This is a genomic window from Arthrobacter sp. TJ-170, from assembly GCF_058269305.1.
Window position 1 is genome coordinate 12,516 of the sequence record NZ_JBZCNL010000002.1, and the last position, 26,014, is coordinate 38,529.

Below are 26,014 nucleotides of genomic sequence, written 5' to 3' on the forward strand. Positions count from 1 at the left end.
TGGGGTCTATGTGGGAAACTGCAGGAAAGCCACCGGGTTGTGGAGCGGCAGTCAGCTGCCCAGCGAGCCGTCCTTGGGAAGCGGGATGTCATCGCTCTTCGCCAGTTCCTCGACGTTCACATCCTTGAAAGTTATGACGCGCACCGTCTTGACGAAGCGGGCGGAGCGGTACACGTCCCACACCCAGGCGTCATTCAACGTGAGATCGAAGTAGATTTCGCCGTCCGCCGAGCGCGCCTGCAGGTCAACGTGGTTGGCGAGGTAGAACCGCCGCTCCGTTTCGACCACGTAGTTGAAAAGGCTGACGACGTCGCGATACTCACGGTAGAGCTGCAGCTCCATGTCGGTTTCATAGTTTTCGAGATCTTCGGCGCTCATGAACCCATCATCCCCCAATTTCTGCGGCAGTCATGCCGGTATCCGCGCTCATGCTGCCAAGGCGCCAGGTCCGCCGATGTTCGACGCAGGGTCCGAGCCCGTCAATTGCAGCCCGGTGGGCAGCGGTTGCATAACCTTTGTTCACTTCCCAGCCATACCCGGGATACTTCTCTGCGAATTCCACCATGAGCCGGTCCCGTTCCACTTTCGCCAGGACACTGGCCGCGGCAACGCTCAGGCACTGCATATCAGCCTTGATCCGGGTATGAACGGGGGCATCGCAGCTGGCTTCTTGGATATCGACGTCGTCGAACAGTGAACCCTGGGAAGTGGGTGCCAGCCAATTGTGGTTACCGTCCAGGATGACCGCATCCGGCCGGACTACCCGTGTGGCCTGTGCCCATGCACGGTTCCCGGCGGACCGCAGCGCCGCCATGAGGCCGACGGCGTCGATCTCCGCAGCGGTCGCGTGACCCACGCCATAGGCCACTGCCCACCGCTGTATTCTCGGCACCAGCGCTTCCCGATCCGGCGCACTGAGCAGCTTGCTGTCCCGGACCCCGCGCAGGCCTTTCACTGCTGCGAGGTCAACGACTACGAGGCCGACAGTAACCGGTCCTGAGAGTGCGCCCCTCCCCACCTCGTCACAACCTGCGAGGAAACGGAGCCCCTCATCAAGGAAGGAGCGTTCATAGCGCAGCGTTGGGGCTTTTCCGGTCACGGCGTCGACTGATCCCGTCCGGTGCTGCTCTGGGGAGCATCAGGAACGTCGGCGAAGACGTCAGGGTAGTTGCCCAGGAAGCCCATGCGGTTCAGGGGCCATGCGATGACGGCTGCCTTGCCCTCGATCTCATCCACGTCGATGAATCCCCCACCGGACTTGCCGGTGTTCGCTCGGGAGTCCGCCGAGGCATTCCGGTGGTCGCCCATGACCCAGATCTTTCCTTCGGGCACGGTCACATCGAAAGGCGTGTCCGAGGGGTTGGCGCCCGGGAACAGGTACGGCTCATCGAGGGGCTCACCATTGACGGTGAGTCGGCTCTCGGCGTCGCAACATATCACCCGGTCACCTTCGAGACCGATGACCCGCTTGACGAGATGCTGCTGGGACTCATCCGGCAGGAGCCCGACGAATATTACGGCGTCCTTGAACCAGTTGCTTGTCGCAGTTGCGGCCGCTGACTCGGGGAGCCAGCCCTCGGCATCGCGAAAGACAACGATGTCGCCGCGCTTCAGCTCGAACGGTTGGGGAACCAGCTGGTTGACGAAGATACGGTCATCGACCTCGAGGGTGTTCTCCATGGAACCCGAGGGAATGAAAAACGCCCGGAAGAGGAACGTTTTGATGAGGAAGGAAAGCAGCAGCGCGACCGCGACAATGATGACGATTTCCTTGGCCCAGCTGCCCAGGCTGCGGACCGCGGACCTGCGAGAGGACGCCTCCTCGGCGGCACCATCGAAACGCGGCGCGCCTGCGGGATCTTCCGCGCCGTCGTTCGGGGTCCCGGAGTGGGCTTTAGCCATTATGTGTGGTTCCTCTGCTGTACGTTCGGTGTAGGACCGGCCGAGGGTGACCGATCAGCGGGGCGCGGGACTATGGTGGAGCGGTCAAGAGGCCAGATCACGTGGGTGGCACGGCCGATGACCCGTTCCTCGGAGACGAGGCCACCGCCCGGTGCGCCGAGCAGGCCTCGTGAGTCGAAGGACTCCGATCGGTGATCGCCCATGAGCCACAACTTACCCTCTGGGACCACGACCTCGAACTCCGTTTCGCTGGCAGTGTCCATGGGGAAAACGTAGGGCTCCTCGAAGGCGTTCCCATTGACGGTCAGCCTTCCGCTGGAATCACAGCATGCGACCGTGTCACCGCCCATTCCGATTACCCGTTTCACATATGTGGTCTCGGAGGACCCCAGGCCAAAGAAGCGGGCCGTATCTGTCAGCCTCTGCCCGAGTCCGCCGTGACCGAGCGGTGCGAATGATCCCCTGCCATCGAAGACGACGACGTCGCCCCGCCTGATGTCGCCGAACGCATAGTCGGTGCGCGAGACAAGGACCCGGTCGTCTTCCTCGAGCAGTGGTTCCATCGACCCGGACGGGATGTAGAACACGTCAGCCAGGAGCGCACGGACGGCAATGATGGCGACACACACGAAAGCCACGGTAAAAAAGGCGAAGCGCCAACCCGCAATACCGGGCCAGCGCTTCGACGGCTGCCTGGGTGCTTTCCGTGCAACGGAAAATTCAGGCATGAGAAAGGAAAAGAGTTACTTGGCGGTCTTCGGATCGCGCTTTTCCTTGATCTTTGCAGCCTTGCCGCGAAGATCACGCATGTAGTAAAGCTTCGCGCGACGTACGTCACCCTTGCTGACAACCTCGATCTTGTCGATCACCGGAGAGTGCACCGGGAAGGTACGCTCAACACCGACACCGAAGCTGACCTTGCGGACCGTGAAGGTCTCGCGAACGCCGTCACCCTGGCGGCCAAGAACGAAGCCCTGGAAAACCTGAACACGGGTGTTCTTGCCTTCAATGATGTTCACGTGAACCTTGAGGGTGTCGCCCGCACGGAAATCGGGGACGTCGCTGCGCAGCGATGCTGCATCCACATTGTCGAGAATATGCATTTGATTGCTCCTGGTGAACGCCACAGGTCATTCACGTTGGTCACAACGACGAAGACCTGCACGCAGGCAATTGCCGTTGAAGATTAGTACCGGCGCGCCCTTTGGCGAATGCCGGTGTGCCTTCCTGTTGGCTACGCTCCCCCTGTGGCAGGTGCGTACCAGTTGGCACGAGCTTCAATTATGCCACAGGCAGCGCTTCACCTGGAATCGGACGGCGAATCGGACGACGGCGGTGCAGCCGGCCGCACCTTTCCTTCGACGAGCGCGTAACCCTCCTCGGAGAGGACTCTCAGGTCGGCAGCATCCAACGTGCCGGCGCCGAGCTTTTCCAGAAGATCCGGCCGGCGGTTTGCCGTCCTGCGCAACTGCTCATCCCTGCGGTACCGCGCTATACGGGCATGGTTGCCGCTGAGGAGCACATCCGGGATGTCCAGGTCCCGCCAGGACGAGGGCTTGGTGTAGACGGGATATTCCAGCAGGCCGTCGGAGTGCGACTCCTCGACGAGGGACTCCGGGTTACCGACCACTCCGGGAAGCAGCCGCGCCACCGCCTCGACCATTGCAAGGACCGCCACCTCACCGCCGTTCAGAACATAGTCACCCAGACTGAGTGGACGCACATCGAACGATTCTTCGGCCCACTCGATCACCCGTTCATCGATGCCCTCATAACGACCGCACGCAAACACCAGATGTTCTTCCCGGGCCAGTTCGTGCGCCATCGCCTGAGTGAAAACTGCTCCAGCCGGTGAGGGAACCACCAGGACCGGGCGCGACTCTCCGCGCACGCTCTCGAGTGCCTGAGCCCACGGCTCCGGCTTCATGACCATCCCTGCGCCGCCGCCGTACGGAGTGTCATCGACCGTGCGGTGCCTGTCGGTCGTGAAGTTCCGGAGATTATGAACGGAGAGGGTGAGCAGCCCGTCCTGCCGAGCCTTCCCGATTAGCGAGAGATCCAGGGCGGCGAGGTACTCCGGAAAGATACTGACGACGTCGATACGCACTAGCTGCCGTCAGCCTTCTGCTCATCGCTGATACCCTCTTCCTGATCGAGCTCTTCCTGATCGAGCTCTTCCTGATCGAGCTCTTCCTGATCGAGCTCTTCCTGATTGTGCTCTTCCTGATCGGAGTTTGCCTCTTCGGCGTCTGCCTGGTTGGACCCGGGAAGGTTCAGCTCCAGCAGGCCCTCCGGCGGGGTCAGGAGCACGAAGCCGCCCTCGACGTCGACCTCGGGAACAATTTCCTCGACGAAGGGCACCAGGATCTCCTCGCCGTCGGACCGCTCAATGATGAGCAGATCCTGGACCGTCATGGTGCGCAGCGCGCTGACCCTGCCGACGACCTCGTTTCCAACGCGAGCCTCGAGCCCCACCAGCTCGTGCTCGTACCAGGCGTCATCTTCGTCGTCGGCAGTCTCATCGGACTCGATGAAGAGCTTCGCGCCCCGCAGCACCTCGGCCGCATTTCGGTCAGCAACTTCCTCAAAGCCAAGAACGAGAATTTCCTTGTTCCATCGTGCGCTTGAGACGGTAAGCGGCCCATGCGCTGCCGGCTCGACACGGAAGACAGCTCCGGGTTCGAAGCGCTCCTCGGGTGCGTCTGTGAAGAGCTGGACGGTTACTTCACCCCGAATGCCGTGGGGCTTTCCGATACGGGCGACCTGCAGATCCATGGGTTCTCCGGTGTATAGGTGGCGTGTCAAAACAGTAAAAAAGTCCGGCCCCAACACCTGCGTGGTGGGGCCGGACTTCAGGAATTTGTGCTGCTGATCAGCGGCGGCGGTCAGTGTCCACGACATCGACCCGCACCGGCTCGCCATCCGCGAGGGCGGAAATGACGGTGCGCAATGCGCGTGCCGTTCGACCCTGACGGCCGATCACGCGGCCGAGGTCTTCCTGATGGACGCGCACCTCGAGGGTCTCACCACGACGGTTCGACTTGGAGGAAACCTGCACATCATCAGGGCTGTCCACGATTCCGCGGACTAGGTGCTCCAGCGCTTCAGCGAGCAACTTACTCGGCCTCGGTAGCTTCAGCCTCGGACTCGTCAGCCTTCTTGCTCTTCGGGGTGATGGCCTCAGGCACAATGACTGAGCCCTTCTCAGGAGCCGTGAAGGACTCCTTGGGAGCCTTGGTCTTCAGGGTGCCTTCCTGGCCCTCGATGCCCTTGTACTTCTGCCAGTCACCGGTGATCTTCAGGATCGCGGCAACCTGCTCTGAGGGCTGTGCACCGACGCCAAGCCAGTACTGTGCACGGTCCGACTTGACCTCGATGAACGAGGGCTCCTCGGTGGGATGGTACTTGCCGATTTCCTCGATGGCGCGTCCATCGCGCTTTGCGCGGGAGTCCATGACGACAATGCGGTAGTACGGTGCGCGCATCTTACCGAAGCGCTTCAGGCGAATCTTTACGGCCACTTGTGTGGTCACTCCTTGTTGATCAAAAGGGCGAACTCCGGTTTCTGCTCCCGTGGGGCGGGCCATACATTTTGGAGTCCTAGAGGACACAATGCGCGCAGAGAGAGGGGCTGCGCGGATTGGGTACGGATCCATTGTGCCAGAAGTTCATGCATAGTGGCGACTTCGCGCAGTATCGGTCGCGTCTTACCGCACAGCTACGCGGAGCTTGTTCCGCCACGGGTCTTCGAAGCGCAGCTCCAGACCGGTGTGGTGGTGCCCGATACCGGCGCCCTTCAGGCGCTCGGCAAGCGCCTCGACCTCATCGGTGTGGGGCACCCGGATGAGGACTTCCCCGAGCCCGAGGGTGTCCTTGCGGGGGCCGGCACCGCGGCTGTTCCACACGTTCATTGCCATGTGGTGGTGGTACCCGCCGGCGGAGACGAACAATGCCTGGCCGTGCCAGCCGGCAGTCCGCTCGAATCCGAGTGTGTTGACGTAGAACTGTTCCGCGGTCTGTACGTCACCTACCTGCAGATGAACATGCCCGACGCCGGCAGCCGCCTGCTGCTGATGCGCCACGGACTCTTCAGTGAGGTTGCTTTCGAGGTATTGCCTTGGCGGGAGCGGCGCGTTGTCCATGACGACGGTGCGCCGGCCCTCGCTGATGGTCCAGTCCCAGGTGTCACGCGGCTTGTCGAAGTACAGTTCGATCCCGTTTCCTTCCGGATCCGAGAAATAGAATGCTTCACTCACGAGGTGGTCCGCACTTCCCACATACCGCCCTTCGGCGGACTGTGCTGCCTGTGCGGCGGACGCCACCGTAGCTGCAAGGTCGGCACGGTCGGCGAACAACAGCGCGGTGTGGAAGAGGCCGGCCTCCGTGGGTGCTGGCAGCCTCAGCCCGGCTGCGGGAGCCAGATGAATCAACCGCTCGTTTCCGCGGCCGAGGTAAAGGCCGCCGTCGGATTCGGCAATATCAATGAGGCCGAGCGCGCTTCGGTGGTAGGCGGCCATACGGTCGAGATTTCCAACTTTGAGCATCACGGTGCTCATAGCGGTCTCCGCCGGCATCAGGTCTTGTGCATTCATGGTGTCCTCCAAGCATGTGGTTCATTTACCACAACTACTTGAAGATTAAACTTATTCCCGTTGACCCCGGAATATCAATGGCTGGTGACGAACTCACGGATGAGGGCATTGCCCTCATCCGTATCCTGCGGACGATGTCCGCCTCCAACAACCCTGTGGACGGCACCGGTCCCCGCGAGGTACTCCGCCACCTCTTCATAGAGCGGCTCCCAGCCACCGGTCAGCACGAGAGTGGGCACACCGGGAACAATCGTCAGCGGCGCCGTCCAGGGCGGTGTCTGGAGCCGGAGACGCCGGGCACGGTGACGGTCTTCGGCGGTATTGATCGGCTGCGGTTCCGAATCGAAGAGCGCCCGCGCGAACTCGCGGTGAAATTCCTCATCAGTCAGGTCCGCTGCACGGGCGAACAAAGGCTCCACCCGGGCACGGTGCGCCGCTGTTGCAGGCAACTCCTCTGTAAGGGACAGGCACGCGGGTTCCGCAAGAATGAGCGACCGCACCAGCACTGGCCGCTCAACCGCAAGCATCATCGCAGAAACAGCGCCCTGCGACGCCGCCACAAGATGACCGCCCTCCCCCAGTGCGTCCTCGAGGATTCGCAGGTCCGCTGAGAAGTCTGTTGGGAGCGGAGCCGCAACGGGATCAAAACCGTGGCGCCGCACGAAGAGGCAGTCAAACTCGAGCGCCATTCCGTGTTGCCTCGGCCAGGCTGCCGCACCGAAGGTTCCCGCGCCATGCACGAAGGTAACGCGATCGCCTTTCATGACCTCAACCTAGCTGCCGCGCCGGACATACCTGGCCGGCCGGCGTCACGACCGTCGGGACGGTCTATTTCCCGAGAAACTTCTCGAACCCCTTCGGAAGGTTCAATGACGCCGGGTCGAAGTCGTTCTGCTGGCCGAAGGCTGCACCGGTGGGAACGGACGCACGCTGACCGTTCCGGCGAGCCTCCGCGGCAGCAGCCTCCTGAGCGGCCTTCGCGGGATTGCCCGAGCGCGGCTTCTTCTTCCCCTTGGCGTTCGCCTTGCCCTTCCTTGCACCACCATTGAAGCCACCCGGGCCCGGTACACCCGGCATACCGGGAATGCCGCCACCGGCAGCCATCTTGCGCATCATCTTCTGCGCCTGACCGAAACGCTCCAACAGGCCGTTCACCTCGGAGACGTGGACACCGGAGCCGCGCGCGATACGGGCGCGCCGTGAGCCGTTGATAATTTTTGGAGCAACCCGCTCATGCGGGGTCATGGAGCGGACGATTGCCTCGACACGGTCAATCTCGCGCTCGTCGAAGTTCTCCAGCTGCTGCCGCATGTTGGCGGCACCGGGCATCATCATGAGCATTTTCTTCATGGAGCCCATGTTGCGGATCTGCTGCATCTGCGCGAGGAAGTCGTCGAGGGTGAAGTCTTCCTGATCGGCGAATTTCTTCGCCATCCGGGCAGCCTCGTCCTTGTCCCACGCCTGCTCCGCCTGCTCGATCAGGGTGAGGATGTCGCCCATGTCGAGGATGCGCGAGGCCATGCGGTCAGGGTGGAACACCTCGAAGTCCGTCAGTGCTTCGCCGGTGGAGGCAAACATGACCGGCTTGCCGGTGATGGATGCGACCGAGAGTGCGGCACCGCCGCGGGCGTCGCCGTCGAGCTTGGTCAGGACGACGCCCGTGAAGTTGACGCCCTCGTTGAAGGCCTGGGCAGTGTTCACTGCGTCCTGGCCGATCATTGCGTCAATGACGAAAAGCACTTCGTCCGGGTTGACGGCGTCGCGGATATCGGATGCCTGCTGCATGAGCTCGGCATCGATGCCGAGGCGGCCGGCTGTGTCGACGATGACGACGTCGTGGAGTTTGGTCCGTGCCTCGGCAACGCCCTGGCGGGCTACCTCCACGGGGTTGCCGGTGGCGGCCTCGAACTCGGAGCTGACACCCGGATGGGGAGCGAAGACAGGAACGCCGGCGCGCTGCCCGTTGACCTCCAGCTGCTTGACTGCGTTGGGCCTCTGGAGGTCACACGCCACCAGCAGGGGGCTGTGCCCCTGCCCCTTGAGCCATTTAGAGAGCTTTCCCGCGAGGGTGGTCTTACCCGCACCCTGCAGGCCGGCCAGCATGATGACCGTCGGCGGGTTCTTGGCAAGGCGGAGCCGGCGTGTCTCGCCGCCGAGGATGCCGACGAGCTCCTCGTTCACGATCTTGACGACCTGCTGCCCCGGATTCAGCGCCTGGGAGACTTCCAGTCCGAGGGCGCGTTCCTTGACCTGCGCGGCGAAGGCGCGCACCACCGGTACGGCGACATCCGCGTCGAGCAGCGCGCGACGGATCTCGCGGACCGTTGCGTCGACGTCGGCCTCCGACAGACGGCCCTTGCCGCGAAGGTTTTTGAAGGTCGCTGTCAACCGGTCTGAGAGTGAATTGAACACGGTGCGTGAACTGCTTTCCTCGAACGGAGTGGATTCAACTTCTAGGGTATCAACTGGGTTCGCTCCCACGGGCAGCAGACAGCCACCCCCTGGCAGTGGCAGGGTGTAAGGGTGACTACTCATGCGATTGACGAAAAGGCATCCGGGCAACAGTTCCGGGGGCAGACAATTCGTACACTGCTGATTCTTGGGGCCTCAGGCGACCTGACGGGCCGGCTGCTGCTGCCCGGGCTTGCCCGGCTGGTCAGGCACGGAAAGGCCGAAGGCCTGGCCCTGGTGGGAGCAGGATCCGATGTCTGGAACGCGGAAGACTGGCAGGAGCGACTGGCCACGTCATTCGCCGCTGCATCGCCAGACTCCGGCACACGGGACGACGGCGGAGCCCTGCAGCAGATTTGCGCCGCCAGTACCTATCATCAGGTCGACGTCACAGCGAAGGGTGCGCTGGCGGAGCTCATCGCCGGGTTGGAGCCCCCGGTAGCAATCTATTTCGCACTGCCGCCGGCTGTCAGTGAAAGAGCCTGCGCCACGCTCGAGCCGGAAGATCTCCCGGACGGCTCCCGCCTGGTGATGGAGAAACCGTTCGGCACGGACACGGAATCGGCAACCCGGCTGAACACAATCCTGAGCCGGCTGGTACCTGAGGACCATATCCACCGTGTTGACCACTTTCTCGGCAAAGCCACGGTGCTGAATATCCTCGGCCTCCGCTTCGCGAACCGGCTGTTGGAACCGGTGTGGAACAGTCTCCACATCGATTCAGTGGACATTGTGTTCGACGAGAAGCTGACGCTAGAGAACCGTGCACGCTACTACGACGGCGCCGGCGCCCTGCGAGACATGATCCAGAGCCACCTCTTGCAGGTGATGGCCCTTCTCGCTATGAATGCGCCGTCGACCCTGCACGAACGGGACCTGCGGGATCATATCGGTTCCGTGCTGAGGGCCAGCTCGGTGCATCCGGACTTCCGGGCCAGTACCCGGCGTGCCCGTTACACCGCCGGAAGCATCGATGGACGCGACGTCCCGAACTACGTGGACGAAGACGGCGTCGACCCGTCCCGCGGAACCGAGACGCTCGCTGAAATAGTGGTGTCCATCAACAACGACCGTTGGGCCGGGGTGCCGTTCCGGTTGCGGTCAGGAAAGTCGCTCGGCCGGACCCGCAAGGAAGCAGTGATCACTTTCAAGCCGGTCAACCACCTCCCCGATGGCTTCACCGGGGTTGACTCCCCCACCCGGCTCCGGATCGGATTCGGACCGGACACGCTCGAGCTGGACATCGACGTGAACGGACCCGGTGACGTGTTCTGCCTGGACCGGGCAACTTTGCAGGCAGAGTTGAACGCCTCAGACCTCCTCCCCTACGGAGAGGTTCTGGACAGCGTACTCTCGGGTGACCCCACGCTATCCGTTCGTGGGGATACCGCTGAGGACTGCTGGCGCATTGTGGAGCCGGTACTCGCTGCCTGGGACGCAAACGAGGTTCCGATGGACGAGTATCCTGCCGGGTCCGACGGCCCACCGAACTGGTAAGCAGCGACTCATCGGTTGCGCTGCGCCCCTGTGCAGCAACAAAGGTCAGGCCACGTGCTGAACACGTGGCCTGACCTTTGAGTACGGTTTATCAAAGGGCTGCTTCGCCTCTTTCGCCCGTGCGGACGCGGACTGCGTCCTCAACGGGCAGGACCCAGACTTTGCCGTCCCCGGCGCGGCCTGTGTTGGCTGTCGAGACGAGCACGTCCACGATGTCGGTGACCGAGGAGTCCGAAACCAGTACCTCGACCCGGGCCTTCTGCAGCAGGTCAACGGTGTATTCCGCGCCGCGGTAGACCTCCGTGTGCCCACGCTGGCGGCCATAGCCGCTCGCCTGGCTGACGGTGAGGCCCTGGACTCCGTAGTTCTCGAGGGCTCCGCGAACACTATCCAACTTGTCAGGACGAACGATCGCTGTAACTAGTTTCATGAGTTCACCTTCTGCTCGGCCTGATCGGCGACGGGAGCCTGACTGGTTGCGTGGAACGGGTGGAACTGTCCTCCAACGCCCAGCCCACCGAATTCGTAGGCGGTTTCTGCGTGTTCGGAGAGGTCAACGCCCGATACCTCGTTGTCAGGAGTGACCCGGAAACCAATGGTCTTGTGGATTGCCAGACCGATCAGAGCCGTCATCACCGCGGACAGCGTGACCGCTACGAGCACGGAGACGATCTGTGCGACCAGCTGACCGGCACCGCCGCCATAGAACAGGCCGCCGCCTTCGCCATCAACCGGCATTGCGATGAAGCCGATGGCGATGGTTCCCAGTGTGCCGGCCACCAGGTGCACGGCCACCACATCGAGCGAGTCGTCAAAGCCGAGCTTGTACTTCAGGCTCACGGCCAGCGCGCATACTGCGCCGGACACCAGTCCAAGTCCGATTGCGCCGATAGGGCTGACGCTTGCACAGGCCGGTGTGATCGCAACGAGACCGGCGACGATACCGGAGGCTGCACCGAGGGAGGTGGGTCGGCCATCGCGGAAGCGTTCAGTGACGAGCCAACCGACCATCGCCGCTGCCGGTGCTGCCATGGTGTTGACCCAGATCAAGCCGGCTTCCTCGGCAGTACCCGCGGCACCGCCGTTGAAACCGAACCAGCCGAACCACAGCAGTGCTGCGCCAAGCATGACCAGGGGAACGTTGTGGGGGCGGTGTGCCGGGTCCTTGCCGAAGCCCTGACGCTTGCCGAGGATGATCGCGAGGACCAGGGCGGCAACGCCTGCGCTGATGTGGACGACGGTTCCTCCGGCGAAGTCGATAGCCTCACCGACCGCACTGCCGATGGCGCCTTCGGCGCTGAGCAGGCCGCCTCCCCACACCATGAATGCGAGTGGGCAGTAAACGGCGGTGACCCAGATGGGCACGAAGAGCGACCAGGCACCGAACTTGGCCCGGTCTGCGATGGCACCGCTGATGAGTGCAACTGTGATGATCGCGAACGTTACGCCGTACCCGGCGCCGATCATGTCTTCCGTCCCGATGAGTCCTTCAAGCCCGAATGAGGCGAAGGGATTTCCGAAGAGCTGGGCGACGCCGTCGCCGCCTGTCATCGAGTAGCCCCAGAGCACCCACACGATGCCTACCAGGCCCACAGCGATGAAGCTCATCATCATCATGTTCAGGGCTGCCTTGGCACGGGTCATGCCCCCATAGAAAAATGCCAGTCCGGGGGTCATGAGCAATACCAGGGCGGCGGAAACCATGACCCAGACGTGACCTGCTGTCAGATCCATCTTTACGTCCTCTCGCGAGTGGCGGGCACTTCCCGCTGTCGAAAAGTCTCGCAATGGCGTGTTTCGTCGTCTTGGGAATTGTGTTGCCGGGACGTTACGAGCGCTTCACTGACGTAAAGAGTGCATATCAGTCATGTTTCCTTCGTGTTTCCGGGCTGCAGAAACGGCTCCGGGGCCTGTTAAACGGGTACACCCCGCGTTAGGATCACTTCCTTCGCGGGGCGTACCGGGTGCTGACTGCGGAGTGCACCGGGACTTTTGATGTCAGTTCAGCAGCGCATCCACAAATTCTTCTGCGTCGAACGGAGCCAGGTCATCGGCACCTTCACCGAGGCCGATCAGCTTCACCGGCACACCGAGCGAGCGCTGGATGGCCACTACGATGCCGCCCTTGGCTGTGCCGTCCAGCTTCGTGAGGACGATTCCGGTGATATTGACGACCTCGGCGAAAACCCTTGCCTGGTTGAGACCGTTCTGTCCGGTTGTCGCGTCAAGGACCAGCAGCACCTCATCGACGGTGCCCTGCTTTTCGATGACGCGCTTGACCTTGCCGAGCTCGTCCATCAGCCCAACCTTGTTCTGCAAACGGCCAGCAGTGTCGATCATGACGACGTCAACCTCGCCTTCGATTCCGGCCCTGACCGCCTCGAAGGCAACGGAGGCAGGATCGGCGCCGTCGACGTCGGACTTCACTGTGGGCACCCCGACCCGTTGTCCCCAGGTTGCCAGCTGCTCAGCAGCGGCGGCCCGGAAAGTATCTGCTGCTCCGAGCAGCACGTCCTTGTCTTCGGCCACGAGGACACGCGCGAGCTTGCCGACCGTGGTCGTCTTGCCGACGCCGTTCACGCCGACCACCATGACGATGGCGGGGCGGTCCGCGTGGCGGTGGGTGGCGAGGGAACGGTCCATGGTGGGGTCAACGAGCTTGATCAACTCATCCCGGAGCATGTCCTTGACCTCTTCGGGGCTGCGGCTGCCGGCGATCCTGACCCGGTGACGGAGGGCGTCCACGAGTTCACCCGTCGGTTCGGTGCCGAGGTCGGCAAGGAGCAGCGTCTCCTCGATCTCGTCCCACACGTCTTCGTCTATGCGGTCACGGGAGAGCAGGGCCAGAAGACCCTTGCCTAGTGCGTTGTTGGACTTGGCGAGCCGCGCCCTCAACCGGGCCAGGCGGCCCTGTACCGGGTCCGGAGTTTCGATCGGAACGGTCTCGACACCGATCTGGGTTTCCTCGAGGTCCCGCAGGTCATCGGGGACAACTACATCCGGCCCGGTGTCGAAGTCCGTGGGCCTCTCAAGCGTGTCAGTGCCTACGCGGCGCGCGGCGATACCGCCGTCGTCGTCGGCGTCCCGCGTGGTGGTATAGGTGCCCGGCGGCGTGCGGCGGGAGCGCACGAACAAGGCGGCAAGGGACCCCAAAAGGGCCAGTGCCACGACTACGTAAATTACTATCGGGAGGATCTCATTCACGCTCCCAAGCTTCTCACACGGCCGGCGGACGGACGGGGGGCCAAGAAGCTGGGAGAATCGTGAATCGTGGTTGCTTCTCGAAACTTTCTCCGGCGCGGCAAGCAGGACCCGGATACTGAAGAACGCCCGCGCCTGCCGCGGGAACTGAAGGTCCTCATCGCCGCGGCGTTTGTCATTGCGATCGGCTTCGGGCTGGTTGCCCCGGTCCTCCCCCAGTTTGCGCAGAGCTTCGGCGTGGAGGCGACCGCCGCGGCGGTCATCGTCAGTGCTTTCGCGTTCACCCGGCTGGTCTTCGCGCCCGCCGGCGGCAAGCTCGTTGAGCGCCTCGGTGAGCGCCCCGTGTACGTGACGGGGCTGCTGATCGTCGCGCTGTCGACGGCCGCCACCGCATTCGCTGCCGACTACTGGCAGTTGCTGATCTTCCGCGGACTCGGAGGGATCGGTTCGACCATGTTCACCATTTCGGCGATGGGCCTGATTGTCCGGATGGCACCGGCAGGAATGCGTGGGCGTGTCACAGGCGCCTATGCGTCGGCGTTCCTTCTCGGAAGCATCGGCGGGCCGTTCCTGGGCGGGCTGCTGGCCGGGTTCGGCCTGCGGGTTCCGTTCCTGGTCTATGCCGGAGCTTTGCTGGTTGCGGCCGCCGTCGTCTTCTTCCAGCTCAAGGACACGACGCTGGGCAGTCGGAGAGGTGCCGCAGCGCAGCCGGTGCTCACAGTCCGCGAGGCGGTCCGAGACTCGGCGTACCGCGCCGCGCTGGTTTCCGGGTTCGCCAACGGTTGGGCGTCATTCGGGGTCCGGATGGCCCTTGTCCCGCTGTTCGCGGCGGCCGTACTGGGAGCAGGCCCGGAAGTGGCGGGTATTTCCCTGGCCTTCTTCGCCGGAGGCACCGCGCTCGCTCTCACTGTCTCGGGCAGACTCGCCGATTCACTGGGCCGAAAGCCTCTGGTGCTAACCGGGCTGGCAGTGAACGGTGCCGCCATGGCGTGCCTCGGCCTGACCGGTGACGTGGTGACGTTCCTGGTCGTCTCGGTGGTTGCGGGCATCGGTGCAGGAATCCTCAACCCAGCCCAGCAGGCGGCGGTTGCCGACGTCATCGGGAACGATCGGAGCGGCGGCAAGGTTCTGGCAGCGTTCCAGATGAGCACCGACACCGGAGCAATCTTCGGTCCCATCCTGGCCGGCCTGCTGGTGGATGCGTTCTCCTATGGCTGGGCGTTCGGGCTGACCGGCGTCACGGCCCTCGCGGCTTTCATGATGTGGCTGGCCGCACGCGAAACCCTGGTCGACCCGGGCCGGTCCGTCACGCGTCCACCAGCCGTTGGCTGATCACCGTGGACACGCCGTCGCCCCGCATGGTCACGCCATAGAGCGCGTCCGCGACTTCCATGGTGCGCTTCTGGTGGGTGATGACGATCAGCTGACTGGACTCCCGCAGTTCTTCAAAAATGGTGATGAGCCGCCCAAGGTTGGTGTCATCCAGAGCCGCTTCAACCTCGTCCATCACGTAGAAGGGCGACGGCCGAGCCTTGAAGATGGCCACCAGCAGCGCGACGGCGGTCAGGGACCTTTCGCCCCCGGAGAGCAGTGAGAGCCGCTTGATCTTTTTGCCCGCGGGCCTCGCCTCGACCTCAATGCCCGTGGTCAGCATGTTCTCCGGGTCGGTCAGCACGAGACGGCCCTCACCTCCCGGGAACAGGCGCCCGAAGACCCGCTCGAACTGCTCGGCTGTGTCACGGTAGGCGGCGGTGAACACCTGCTCCACCCGCTCATCGACCTCTCGGATGATGTCCAGCAGATCCTTCCGCGTGGCCTTTAGGTCCTCAAGCTGCGTGCTGAGGAACTGGTGCCGTTCCTCGAGCGCCGCGAACTCTTCGAGTGCGAGCGGGTTCACCTTGCCCAGCGCTGACAGGTCCCGCTCGGCACGCTTGAGCCGCTTTTCCTGCTCCTCACGCACAAACGGCACTCCTTCGCGGATCGGTTTGCCGTCGTCGTCCACAGCCACGCGCAATTCCGCCCACTTGTCCGCCGGTTTGGCGGCCGTGGGAACGGGCTGGTCCGGTCCGTACTCCGCGACAAGGTGGTCCGCGGTAAGTCCGAGCTCGTCAATGGACCGGTTCTCCAACGCCTCGATCCTCAGTCGCTGCTGAGCGCGTGCCAGTTCATCCCGGTGAACGGAGTCGGTAAGCTCTGCCAGCTCGGTCATCAGCGACTCATTGCCGCTGCGGACGGCGGCAAGCTCGGTCTCCCAGGCTGATCGCACCTCTTCTGCAGCGTCCCGTGCCCGGCCGGCGCGGTCAACTGAGACATCAATGAAGGCGAGCGCCTGACTCACTGCCTTCGCGACTGCAGCGGCCTTGGCCGCCTGAAGCCTTCGGATCCGAGCCCGTTCCGCAGCCTGCTCGCGGGCTTTCCGTTCTGTCTGGGCGGCGTGCTCCAGCGAGGCGGCCCGGTTTGAAGTTGCCCTGAGCTGCTCCTCCGCGCTGCGCAGCGCGAGGCGAGCCTCCATCTCCGCCTGGCGGGCGGAGGTGGCGGCGAGCGCGAGCATGTCGCGCGTCCGGGTGTCGGGTTCAACGTCCGCCGGGGCCTCCTGGGCCTGGGCAAGCCGCTGGGTGATTTCCTGAAGGCGCTCCTGCTCCGCAGCGAGGTTTCCCTCCGCGGCCTCAGCCAGCCGGGCCAGGCGCTCCGCTTCGCCCGATGCCGAACGCAACACGGAGCCAAGCTGGCCGAGCTTCTCGGCGACTGCTGCAAGCCGCGCGTCCGACTCGTGAAGCCGCTCAAGCGCGCCATCTGTCCGTTCCTGTGCCTCCTCACGTTGGGCGGTGGCCGCCGAAATACCAAATCGGGCCCGCTCGTACCGTTCAGTGACCATACGAAGGGCTTCGGCAGCCTCGTCGACGGCAGCCTGGACCTCAAGGGTCCCGGGAGCTGCGGCGGTTCCTCCCCGCACCGACACGGCCGTGTAGACATCTCCCTCTCGGGTCACCGCAGTCAGTAGGGGGTGCCGCTGCACCAGATCGGCGGCGTCGGCCAGAGAATCAACGACGACGGCGGCGGAAAGCATCGTTCGCACGGCACCTTCCAGTGCCCCCTGGGTCGAGACAAGCGAGGAAGCCGCACGGGCGCCGTCGGGCAGGCCGCCGCTTGCCAGAGCGCTCTGAGCGCCCGCCTCGGCGGCGACCGAATCTGCAGACACGACCAGTAGCTCGACCCGGCCGGCGTCGTCGTCCTTCATCCGGCGAAGGGCGGCACCCGCTGCCTCGAGAGAATCGACCGCTACGCCTTCTGCCACCGTGCCGAGCGCTGCCGCAATGGCGGCCTCATAACCGGACTCCACAGTCAACAGTTCAGCGACAGGACCGAGTACCCCGTCCATGCCGGCATCCAGCAGCGTGCGTGAACCGTCCTTGCGCTCCAACCCCAGCCGCAGCGCCTCGATACGCGCCTGCAGCGCATCGCGTTCCCTCTCGGCGGTCCTCTCTTCGGCGTGGAGTTCCTCGAGGGTCTCAAGCACGGCGTCGAGGGCAGCGCTGGCCGCTTCATAGTCGGCGTCGAGGCTTTCCTCCCCCTCTTCGGCGCCCGCTACCTGGGTTTCCAGTGCCGTGAACTCGCTCTGCGCATGCCGACGGCGATCCGCCACTTCGACGACGGAGTCCCGGAGCCTTCCCAGCTCCGCCTCTGCCGCCTCAACCCGGGACCGCGCTGCCCCGACCTGGCCGGACAGCTTCGCAAGCCCCTCGCGCCGGTCGGCAGCCGCTCTCAGGCGTGACGCGAGGCGCTGCTCCTCGGCGGCCGCCGCGTCTTCGGCTTCCGCACGCTGTTCCAGCGCATCCTCGAGCATGTCGGAACGCTCAGCGATATGTTCCTCCAGCTCGGCCTCCTCTGCCCGGACGAGTGCGGCCTGCCGGTCCAGCTCATCAGGGTCCCGTCCACTCTCCACTGCCGTATCCGCCGACCCCAGCAGACGACGCCGTTCCTCGGCGAGGCTGCCGAGGGAGCGGAAGCGCTCGCGGGTGGATGAGAGGCGGTACCAGGCATCGCGTGCTGCGTTCAGCCGCGGTGTTGCCTCCGCCGCGAGGCGCTCAAGTTCAGCCTGCCGGGAGCGCCCGGACTCCAGGAGAGCTTCAACCTCCGCCCGGCGTTGTTTCAGGGCCGTTTCGTCGGCAATCTCCTGCTTGAACGTCGTGATTAATTGAACCAGGTCGTCAGCGAGCAGGCGGGCGCGTGCATCGCGTGCCTCGAACTGCACCTGTTGGGCGCGGCGCGCAATGTCTGCCTGCTTACCGAGCGGCGTCAACTGCCGTCGGAGTTCCCCCGTGAGATCGGTGAGACGGGTGAGGTTCGCCTGCATCGCCTCGAGCTTGCGGACAGTCTTTTCCTTGCGCCGACGGTGTTTCAGGATGCCGGCTGCCTCCTCGATGAAACCGCGCCGGTCTTCCGGGGTTGCATGCAGGACGCGGTCGAGCTGGCCTTGCCCCACGATGACGTGCATCTCACGCCCGAGTCCGGAATCGGAAAGGAGCTCCTGGATGTCAAGGAGACGGCAGTTGTTCCCATTAATTGCGTATTCGGAACCGCCGGCCCGGAAAAGGGTGCGGGAGATTGTCACCTCCGAATACTCGATCGGCAGTGCGCCGTCGGAGTTGTCGATGGTGAGCGACACCTGCGCCCGGCCCAGCGGGGGCCTGCCGGAGGTGCCGGCGAAAATGACGTCCTCCATCTTCCCGCCGCGGAGAGTCTTGGCCCCCTGCTCGCCCATTACCCACGCCAGAGCGTCGACGACGTTGGACTTGCCGGAACCGTTGGGACCGACGACGGCGGTGACTCCGGGTTCAAAGTCGAAGGTCGTTGCAGAGGCAAAAGACTTGAAGCCTCGAACGGTCAGACTTTTCAGATGCACGGGTCTCGGGTTCTCCGATCGGGATTGTTACCCCACAATCTACTGTGTTCACGGCTATTTCAGAGGCATTTCACCCGGCACGGGCGCCCCTCGCGTCCGCGAGGCGAGATGCCGTTATCTGCTGGAGGAACTAGGCTTTCTTTAGGATCGTTAGTAACCGAAGTATGCTTATCATTTCCAGATTGGCATTCACTGCCGGCAATGCGCTATCGGTTCCGGTGCAGCAAACAGCGGACCAGCGGATAAATCCGCGGAACACTAGGCAGGAAATTTGACCGGTAATTCTAACTTCCGACATCACAACACCGCGCTCATCGGCGTGGAAAGTGTTGAGGCACCGGTCATTATCACCTCCTCAGAATTCGATCGCATACTCTCTCCGGCTCTCAGACGGCTGCGGCTCTCAAAGGGCCTTCTGCAGCGCGTCGCCGGCATCACCGAGCGGCGTTGGTGGGCCCCCGGTACAGGCTTCGAAGACGGAGCGATCGAGGCAGGCGCAAAGGCGCTGGCTTCTTCCGGCATCGAAGCGTCCCAAATCGGTCTCCTGATCAACACATCGGTTTCGCGCACCAATCTTGAGCCGTCCGTCGCCGTGAAGATTCATAACGGGCTTGGGCTGCCCTCTTCCGCCATGAATTTTGACGTCGCCAATGCGTGCCTCGGTTTCGTCAACGGCATGACCCTGGCCGCCAACATGATCGAAGCGGGCCAGATTCAGTACGCCATGATCGTCAACGGCGAAGACGCTCAGGCCACGCAGGAAGCAACGCTCCGCCGTCTGAATGAACCGACCGCTACGCGGGAGAGCTTCATGCAGGAGTTCGCAACCCTGACCCTGGGCTCCGGCGCTGCTGCGGCAATTCTCGGTCCTGCCGACCTGCATCCGGGTTCCCACCGGATCCTCGGCGGTGTTGCGCGTGCGGGGACCGAACATCATGAACTGTGCGTCGGGGGTATCGACGGAATGTACACCAACGCGCAGGGGCTGCTCGATGGCGGCCTCCAGCTGGTGGTTGAGGCCTGGAACGAGGCGCAGCAGGACTGGCAGTGGGCGGACATGGACCGGTACATCACGCACCAGGTGAGCACCACCCATACAGCCGCCATCATCGACGCCGTCGATCTCGACCCGAAGAAGGTCCCCCAGACCTTCCAGCGATGGGGGAACGTTGGGCCCGCGTCGCTGCCCATGACGCTTGCCGCGGAGGCCCAGACGTTGATCACAGGCGACCGCGTACTGTGCATGGGGGTCGGCTCCGGCCTCAACACCGCGATGCTGGAGATTGAGTGGTAGAACTTCCCGGCGTCGACCCTGCGTGGTCGGCCTACCTCGACGTGCCGTCGACCGCTGGTGTGGACCCGGACGGGACCGTCAACCGCTGGCATTACTTGGACAACCTGCCCACCCTGGACGGTGAGGCGCGCGGCACGCTGCTGTGCGTGCACGGAAATCCCACCTGGTCCTATCTCTGGCGCACCCTGCTTGCCGCCGGTGTCCGGCACGGCTGGCGCGTCGTCGCCGTTGATCAGCTTGAGATGGGCTTCTCCGAGCGGACGGGCCGGATGCGGCGGCTCGCCGACCGCGTACGGGATCTTGAGGACTTCGTGTCCTCGCTCGGACTGAGCGGACCGCTGGTGACCGTCGGCCACGACTGGGGCGGCGTTGTCAGCCTCGGTTTCGCCGACCGTAACCGCGCCCACCTGACCGCCGTCGTGCTCACCAATACGGCAGTCCACCAGGAACCGGGCTCCCCCATCCCAGCACCGCTCCGTCTTGCGCTCAATGGCGCTGTCCACCGGGTGGGAACATCGACCACACCCGCTTTCCTCGAGACAACGCTGGCACTGGCGCGCCCACGCCTCTCCGGTGATGTACGTGCCGCCTATCGCGCGCCTTACCGCACGGCGGCCCGCCGCCGGGGCATTGAGCAATTCGTTGCCGACATCCCCGTCGGTCCGGAACACCCAAGCCACGCGGACCTGATCCGGATCGCCGAGGGCATACGGTCCCTTCAGGTACCAGTACTCATGCTCTGGGGCCCCGGCGATCCCATCTTCTCGGACACCTATCTGGAGGACCTCGCCCGGCGCCTTCCCCAGGCGGATGTCCACCGGTTCGAAGGCGCAAGCCACTTGGTTGTTGAAGATCGCGACATCGCCACGCCGGTTTTCGACTGGCTCGATCAGCCCACCACGAGCCGTGACGGCGGACCGGCAAGTGGTTCCGACGGAAACTTCACGCCGCTGTGGCACCAGATCAGGGAACGGAGCAGCGGTCCGGCCGCGGACACCCTCGCTATCGCCGACATGGGGCACGATGGCGCGGTGGCCAACTCGCTCTCCTGGCGGGACCTGGACGCCCAGGTCAGTCGCCTCGCAGCGGCGTTGAACGGGATTGGAGTGACGACCGGCAGCCGGGTTAGTCTGATGGTCCCCCCGGGCATCGAGCTGACCGTCCTTATCTACGCCTGTCTCCGTCTCGGCGCTGTCATTGTCCTTGCCGACGCCGGACTGGGCGCAAAAGGCCTTAGCCGGGCAGTCCGCGGCACCGTGCCGGATTTCCTCGTCGGCATTGAACGGGCGCTGATCGCCGGAAGAGTCTTCGGATGGCCGGGCGTCCGCATCAGCGTTGGACAGGTACCGACGGCGCGTGCCCGCCTGCTCGGGGTGAGCCACCACCTCGAGGACCTTACATCACAGCGCATCACCTACGAGGGCACCGATCCATCTCCTGACTCGGACGCGGCGATCCTCTTCACCTCCGGATCAACAGGACCGGCGAAGGGCGTCGTGTACACGCACCGCCGGTTGTCCGCGATGCGCGATACCCTCGCTGCCACTCTGGATCTGGTACCCGGCAGCGCGCTGGTTGCGGGTTTTGCCCCTTTCGCCCTCCTCGGACCCGCGCTGGGAGCCGCGTCCGTCACTCCCGATATGGACGTCACCGCACCCCGTACGCTGACAGCGCGTGCTCTTTCCGATGCCGCCGCTGCTATCGAAGCCACCACGGTCTTTGCCTCCCCTGCCGCGCTGCGCAATGTCCTCGCCACAGCCTCAGGGATCACATCTCAGGGAAGACAGGCACTGCAGCGGATAAAGGTTCTGCTCTCGGCAGGGGCGCCCATTCCGGTAACCCTCCTCGAGCACCTGCAGCCACTGGTGCCGAATGCCTCGCTGCACACCCCCTACGGAATGACCGAGGCGCTTCCGGTCACGGACATTCATCTGGAGCAGCTCCGGGAGGCTGTCGCTGGATCCGTAACCGGAGCGGGGAACGGCGTCTGTGTGGGCAGGTCCGTGCCGGGGGCAGAGGTCAGAGTCAGTGCACTCGACCATCAGGGTCAGGCCTCAGGCGAACCCTCGGCGGAACCGGGCATCACCGGTGAGATTCTTGTCCGTGCCCCGCACGTCAAGGACCGCTACTACCGGTTATGGGTTACCGAAAGGGAATCCTCGCGTACCGCGGGCTGGCACCGTACCGGCGACGTCGGGCACTTGGACACGGAGGGGAGGCTCTGGGTGGAAGGCCGGCTCGCGCACATCATCACGTCCCCGACCGGCGTCGTCACGCCGGTCGGTCCCGAGCAGATAATCGAACAGCTCACGGAGGTCCGCCAGGCAGCCGTTGTCGGTGTTGGCCCATCGGGCACGCAGGCTGTGGTCGCTGTCGTCGTGACTGCTGACGGAACGAGCGCCGCCGGCCTTGCCCCGAGCAGTCTGTCCAAGAGCATCAGGAAGGCGCTCCAGGCGAGTGGAGTACAACTCGCTGCCGTGCTGACCCTTCCGTCCCTTCCCACGGACATCCGTCACAACGCGAAAATCGATCGGGCAGCCGTGGCGAGCTGGGCGGAGGAAGTTCTGGAAGGGAACAGGAGGAAGAAGCCGTGAAGGTTCTTGTCACCGGTGCCAGCGGGATGCTTGGCAGCGCCGTGGCCTCCCTGCTCGTGCGGAATGGGTATGCCGTCCGAACTTTCCAGCGTCGCCCCTCCGGGGTTCCCGGCGTCGTCGACATATCCGGACAGCTGACTGACCATACGGCCGTAGCGCACGCTGCAGCCGGGGTTGACGCCGTCATCCACCTGGCAGCCAAAGTGTCCTTCACGGGAGATGCCGATGAGTTCCACCGGGTCAACGTACTCGGAACAGATGATCTCCTGAAAACCGCCAGGGCAGCCGGCGTCGAGCGGTTTGTGCATGTTTCCTCGCCATCGGTGGCCCACGCCGGACGGTCACTGTTCGGGGCCGGAGCCGAACCTGCCGACCCTGATCACGCGAGGGGGTACTACGCCCGCACCAAGGCGCAGGCGGAAATCCTTGCCCTGAGCGCAAATGACGAGCGCATGTCCGTCGCTGTCGTCCGGCCGCACATCGTCTGGGGCCCGGGCGACACCCAGTTGGTGGAGCGGGTCCTCAACCGTGCCCGCGCGGGCCGGTTGCCACTACTCAGCGGCGGCACCGCTCTGGTCGACACAACCTATGTGGACAATGCCGCATCGGCCATCGCTGCCGCGCTGGAGCGCATGAAGTGGGTGCGCGGGCTGCCGCTGGTTGTCTCCAACGGCGAACCGAGACCCATCGGCGAACTCCTCGCGAGCATCTGCTCAGCCGGCGGTGTGCCGGAGCCGCGGAGGTCGGTCCCTGGATGGCTCGGCAGAGCTGCGGGTAGCGCCGTTGAGACCCTGTGGCGCGGCTCAAACCCGGACGGTGAGCCGCCGATGACTCGGTTCCTTGCAGAGCAACTTTCCACCGCGCACTGGTTCGACCAGCGGCAAACCAGATCATTGCTCAGCTGGACACCTGAAGTGGGCCTGGACGAGGGCTTTGCCCGGCTGGCAGACCACTACGGAAGCCGTTCCCCCCGGCATCTCTCCGTCCCCTGAGTCTTCGCGAAGGCTCAGGCCGTGATGTCGCGGCGCTGGATCAACGCGGCAGCGGCCCCCGCAAAGCTGACGGCCGCAGCAATCAGCAGCGCGGCACTGATTGGTTCAAAGCGTTCGACGGGCATTGCCGAGGAGTGGCGGAACGGGCTCAGGTCCTGCACCCAGACGGGAAATCCAAGGAGGCCGCCGAACTGACCCAGGATCAGTGCGGCGGTGAGGAAACCCCATCCTGCACCAATACTCACGCGCGGAATTACAGCGTAAGCAATGGCCGCCAGGGCAGGAAATATGATCGCGGCCGGAGCGTGCGCGAGGCTGGCGCCCACAATGGACATCCCCCGTGTGCCGAGAGACCCTGACAGCGCAAGCCCAGCTGTCGCGGAGCACCCCGCCAGGACGGCGACGGAAAGAACCGATATACCCGCCACCACGAGGTTCGCGGCAACCCATCGGCTTACGGTGGCGGGCGTGGCCAGCAATAACTCCGCCCGTCCTTCCACTTCCTCAGCCCTCAGCCGTAGAACTGCCTGCACACCGGCAGCAGCGGCAAGAACCGAGGAGATACCCAGCAGGGCAGTGAGGAAGAGATCGACAATTCCTGACCCAGAGGCCGTTCCGGGAGCCAGTCGGCCAAACAGGTCCTGCATGGTTGGGTTGCCCGCAATCACATTGGTAACCACAGGAGCCAAACCGCCGGCCAAACCTCCGAGGACCGCTCCGGCTGTGCACCACCCCGCAAGGGTTCCACGCTGCAACCGCCATGCCAGCCCGACCAGAGATTGACCTGCACGCCCGGCCCTTTCCCTTGCCGTCCGTTCACCGAGCAGGCTGGCCCCCAGATCCCGGCGACTCCGGATCAGGAACGCAATCAGCCACAAACCTCCGGCCGCGATGGCCAGTATGAACAACGGCCGGGCGTCGGCTTCCGTGAAGGGCCGAACCCGCTGTCCCCATCCGATGGGTGAGAACCAGGATGGCCATGCCGGATCGACTCTCAGGAGCCCAGCGTCAGGCTCCCCCAAGGCGTCGCCGATCCCCCTGATCAGGTAGGCGAGGCCGACGAGGGCCGCTGAAACACCGTTGGTGCCGCGGGCCGTGGGCATGAGCTGAGCGATGACCGACGCAGCGCTTGCAAAGAAGAGCCCGACGACGCCTATTGCGGCACCCGCCCGCATGGAACCGGCAAGGGGCAGCCCTGCAGCGGCAAACCCGAGCCCCGTGGAAACGGTCAAGACGAGAAAGGCCAGCAGGCTCAGCAGGAGGGTCGCTGCCAGTGCGGCTGCGCGGGGAATGGGAGTGGACTCAAGGATCTCACTACGACCGGATTCCTCTTCCGCCCGAGTGTGTCTGCTTACGAGTAAAACTCCCAGGAGTCCTGCCAGGACAGCCGTGAAGGCGTAACCCTGGAAGAACACTACGGAGCCGAGGCCGGTGCCGTCCGGCAGCCCACGCAGGAACAGGAATGCCGGGCTGGCGGAGGCAATTGACACGATCGCCGCACGCTCATCGGTACCGGTGAACTGGGTGGACACTGCTACGGCCGCAAGTAGCCCGAGCGCACTGATCCCCCCGATCCAACTTGGGAGGAACCAACGATCGCGGACCAGGTGCATCCGCAGCATCAGCAGGACCCCGAACATTAGGGTGATCGATCCGTGGAAGACGCGTCGCCAGCCTCGGTATAGTGCCGAAGGAACAGTTCCTCGAGGGACGGCGGGTTTGCTGTGATCCCAGTCAGTCCGGCCCGTGAAAGGTGGGCCAGCACGGCCGGCAGGTGTGCCTGGTCAGCGTCGAACTGGGTGCCGCCGGGCACCGTATACAGGTCATAAACACCGGGGAGGCCTTCCAGAACATCTGCTGTCTGCGCCCCTGCCACGAGAAAGCGAGTGCGGCGGAGGTGCCGAAGTTCGGACAGGGCGCCGGATTCAACCACTGTCCCGGCACGAATGATGGTGATGCGCTCGCAAAGCTGCTCCACCTCGCTCAGAATATGGCTGGAAAGCAGGACAGTTGCACCCTCCGCGCTTACGCGCTGCACCTGTCGTCGGAACACAGCATCCATGACGGGATCAAGACCCGCGCTCGGCTCGTCCAGCAGGTAGAGGCGCGCGGGCCGCGCGAACGCCGCGATCAGCGCAGCTTTCTGGCGGTTGCCCTTTGAATAGGTCCGTGCCCGGCGTCGGGGATCAAAGTCGAACTCCTCAATAAGCTCGCGGCGCAGTCTCTCGTCCGCGCCGCCGCGGAGGCCGGTGATCAGATCAATCACCTCACCTCCACTCAGGTCCGGCCAAAGATTCACATCACCCGGCACATAGGCAATGTCCCGGCGCGCGTGAATGGGTTCAGTCCACGGGTCCAGACCCAGGACCCGGACGGAGCCGCTGGTAGGACGCATGAGTCCAAGCAACAGCCGGAGGGTGGTGGACTTCCCGGCACCGTTGGGGCCGAGGAACCCGTGAACTTCACCGGCCCGGACGCGCAGGTCAAGCCCCGTCAGCGCCATGACCGAGCCGAATCTCTTGACCAGGCGCGAAGCCCGGATGACGTGTTCCGGTTCCATGGCAGGGCATTACCTCCCGCGCGTCGCA

General features: G+C 64.2%; 23 protein-coding genes. 5 read left to right on the forward strand and 18 right to left on the reverse strand.

The genetic code is table 11. From position 1 onward, the window contains the following. Positions 1 to 51: 51 nt before the first annotated feature. From AC4D1W_RS04010 to ffh, 12 genes are all read right to left on the reverse strand, one after another. Positions 52 to 378, reverse strand: coding sequence for a DUF2469 domain-containing protein (locus tag AC4D1W_RS04010; RefSeq protein WP_490888892.1), 327 nt, complete (start codon positions 376 to 378; stop codon positions 52 to 54). Positions 379 to 385: 7 nt separating this feature from the next. Beyond that, entirely contained in the window at positions 386 to 1,099 is a 714-nt protein-coding gene (gene rnhB / locus AC4D1W_RS04015) for a ribonuclease HII (protein ID WP_490888894.1), read from the reverse strand. Further along, a complete protein-coding gene (lepB, locus tag AC4D1W_RS04020) occupies positions 1,096 to 1,902 on the reverse strand; it encodes a signal peptidase I (protein WP_490888895.1) in 807 nt (268 codons plus the stop codon). The genes rnhB and lepB (AC4D1W_RS04020) overlap by 4 nt, the downstream gene beginning before the upstream one ends. Next, positions 1,902 to 2,630, reverse strand: coding sequence for a signal peptidase I (gene lepB, locus AC4D1W_RS04025; protein WP_490888897.1), 729 nt, complete (start codon positions 2,628 to 2,630; stop codon positions 1,902 to 1,904). The genes lepB (AC4D1W_RS04020) and lepB (AC4D1W_RS04025) overlap by 1 nt, the downstream gene beginning before the upstream one ends. 15 nt (positions 2,631 to 2,645) lie before the next feature. Beyond that, complete coding sequence (gene rplS, locus AC4D1W_RS04030) at positions 2,646 to 3,005, reverse strand: 50S ribosomal protein L19 (RefSeq protein ID WP_490888899.1); 360 nt, start codon at positions 3,003 to 3,005, stop codon at positions 2,646 to 2,648. A gap of 197 nt (positions 3,006 to 3,202) precedes the next feature. Further along, a complete protein-coding gene (gene trmD / locus AC4D1W_RS04035; RefSeq protein ID WP_490897898.1) occupies positions 3,203 to 4,009 on the reverse strand; it encodes a tRNA (guanosine(37)-N1)-methyltransferase TrmD in 807 nt (268 codons plus the stop codon). Then, a complete protein-coding gene (gene rimM, locus AC4D1W_RS04040) occupies positions 4,009 to 4,677 on the reverse strand; it encodes a ribosome maturation factor RimM (protein ID WP_490897899.1) in 669 nt (222 codons plus the stop codon). Before rimM ends, trmD begins: the two co-directional genes overlap by 1 nt. A 97-nt stretch (positions 4,678 to 4,774) precedes the next feature. Next, entirely contained in the window at positions 4,775 to 5,017 is a 243-nt protein-coding gene (locus AC4D1W_RS04045; protein WP_026543804.1) for an RNA-binding protein, read from the reverse strand. Position 5,018: 1 nt separating this feature from the next. Continuing rightward, positions 5,019 to 5,423: a 30S ribosomal protein S16 gene (rpsP, locus tag AC4D1W_RS04050; RefSeq protein WP_490888905.1), complete on the reverse strand. Its 405-nt coding sequence runs from the start codon at positions 5,421 to 5,423 to the stop codon at positions 5,019 to 5,021. A 186-nt stretch (positions 5,424 to 5,609) separates the two neighbouring features. Further along, on the reverse strand, positions 5,610 to 6,494 hold the full coding sequence (locus tag AC4D1W_RS04055) for a VOC family protein (RefSeq protein ID WP_490897900.1): 885 nt from the start codon (positions 6,492 to 6,494) through the stop codon (positions 5,610 to 5,612). A 74-nt stretch (positions 6,495 to 6,568) separates the two neighbouring features. After that, positions 6,569 to 7,258, reverse strand: a complete 690-nt coding sequence (locus AC4D1W_RS04060; protein ID WP_490897901.1) for an alpha/beta fold hydrolase — start codon at positions 7,256 to 7,258, stop codon at positions 6,569 to 6,571. A gap of 64 nt (positions 7,259 to 7,322) precedes the next feature. Next, a complete protein-coding gene (ffh, locus tag AC4D1W_RS04065; RefSeq protein WP_490897902.1) occupies positions 7,323 to 8,906 on the reverse strand; it encodes a signal recognition particle protein in 1,584 nt (527 codons plus the stop codon). 111 nt (positions 8,907 to 9,017) lie between these two features. On the opposite strand from ffh, the gene AC4D1W_RS04070 reads away from it, so the two are divergent. Further along, entirely contained in the window at positions 9,018 to 10,442 is a 1,425-nt protein-coding gene (locus AC4D1W_RS04070; protein ID WP_490897903.1) for a glucose-6-phosphate dehydrogenase, read from the forward strand. A gap of 91 nt (positions 10,443 to 10,533) precedes the next feature. On the opposite strand, the gene AC4D1W_RS04075 is transcribed toward AC4D1W_RS04070, so the two are convergent. The 3 genes from AC4D1W_RS04075 to ftsY form a co-directional block, all read right to left on the reverse strand. Further along, positions 10,534 to 10,872, reverse strand: coding sequence for a P-II family nitrogen regulator (locus AC4D1W_RS04075; RefSeq protein WP_490888917.1), 339 nt, complete (start codon positions 10,870 to 10,872; stop codon positions 10,534 to 10,536). Next, a complete protein-coding gene (locus AC4D1W_RS04080; RefSeq protein WP_490888920.1) occupies positions 10,869 to 12,176 on the reverse strand; it encodes an ammonium transporter in 1,308 nt (435 codons plus the stop codon). The genes AC4D1W_RS04075 and AC4D1W_RS04080 overlap by 4 nt, the downstream gene beginning before the upstream one ends. Before the next feature lie 264 nt (positions 12,177 to 12,440). Continuing rightward, entirely contained in the window at positions 12,441 to 13,646 is a 1,206-nt protein-coding gene (gene ftsY / locus AC4D1W_RS04085) for a signal recognition particle-docking protein FtsY (protein ID WP_490888923.1), read from the reverse strand. Between the two features lie 66 nt (positions 13,647 to 13,712). Here ftsY and AC4D1W_RS04090 point away from each other — a divergent pair, with 66 nt between their 5' ends. Continuing rightward, entirely contained in the window at positions 13,713 to 14,975 is a 1,263-nt protein-coding gene (locus tag AC4D1W_RS04090) for an MFS transporter (protein ID WP_490897904.1), read from the forward strand. On the opposite strand, the gene smc is transcribed toward AC4D1W_RS04090, so the two are convergent. Then, positions 14,950 to 18,546, reverse strand: coding sequence for a chromosome segregation protein SMC (gene smc, locus AC4D1W_RS04095; protein ID WP_490897905.1), 3,597 nt, complete (start codon positions 18,544 to 18,546; stop codon positions 14,950 to 14,952). The genes AC4D1W_RS04090 and smc overlap by 26 nt on opposite strands. Positions 18,547 to 18,817: 271 nt before the next feature. On the opposite strand from smc, the gene AC4D1W_RS04100 reads away from it, so the two are divergent. Genes AC4D1W_RS04100 through AC4D1W_RS04110 form a run of 3 tightly spaced genes read left to right on the forward strand, consistent with a single transcriptional unit; the run spans position 18,818 to position 23,426 of the window. Continuing rightward, a complete protein-coding gene (locus tag AC4D1W_RS04100; protein ID WP_490888927.1) occupies positions 18,818 to 19,840 on the forward strand; it encodes a 3-oxoacyl-ACP synthase III in 1,023 nt (340 codons plus the stop codon). After that, positions 19,834 to 22,434 (forward strand): alpha/beta fold hydrolase, encoded by a 2,601-nt coding sequence (locus tag AC4D1W_RS04105; RefSeq protein WP_490897906.1) that lies wholly within the window; start codon positions 19,834 to 19,836, stop codon positions 22,432 to 22,434. The genes AC4D1W_RS04100 and AC4D1W_RS04105 overlap by 7 nt, the downstream gene beginning before the upstream one ends. After that, complete coding sequence (locus tag AC4D1W_RS04110) at positions 22,431 to 23,426, forward strand: NAD-dependent epimerase/dehydratase family protein (protein ID WP_490897907.1); 996 nt, start codon at positions 22,431 to 22,433, stop codon at positions 23,424 to 23,426. The genes AC4D1W_RS04105 and AC4D1W_RS04110 overlap by 4 nt, the downstream gene beginning before the upstream one ends. A 14-nt stretch (positions 23,427 to 23,440) precedes the next feature. Here AC4D1W_RS04110 and AC4D1W_RS04115 read toward each other — a convergent pair whose 3' ends face one another. After that, complete coding sequence (locus AC4D1W_RS04115) at positions 23,441 to 25,066, reverse strand: ABC transporter permease (RefSeq protein WP_490897908.1); 1,626 nt, start codon at positions 25,064 to 25,066, stop codon at positions 23,441 to 23,443. After that, positions 25,066 to 25,986, reverse strand: a complete 921-nt coding sequence (locus tag AC4D1W_RS04120) for an ABC transporter ATP-binding protein (protein ID WP_490888937.1) — start codon at positions 25,984 to 25,986, stop codon at positions 25,066 to 25,068. The genes AC4D1W_RS04115 and AC4D1W_RS04120 overlap by 1 nt, the downstream gene beginning before the upstream one ends. Between the last annotated feature and the right edge of the window lie 28 nt (positions 25,987 to 26,014).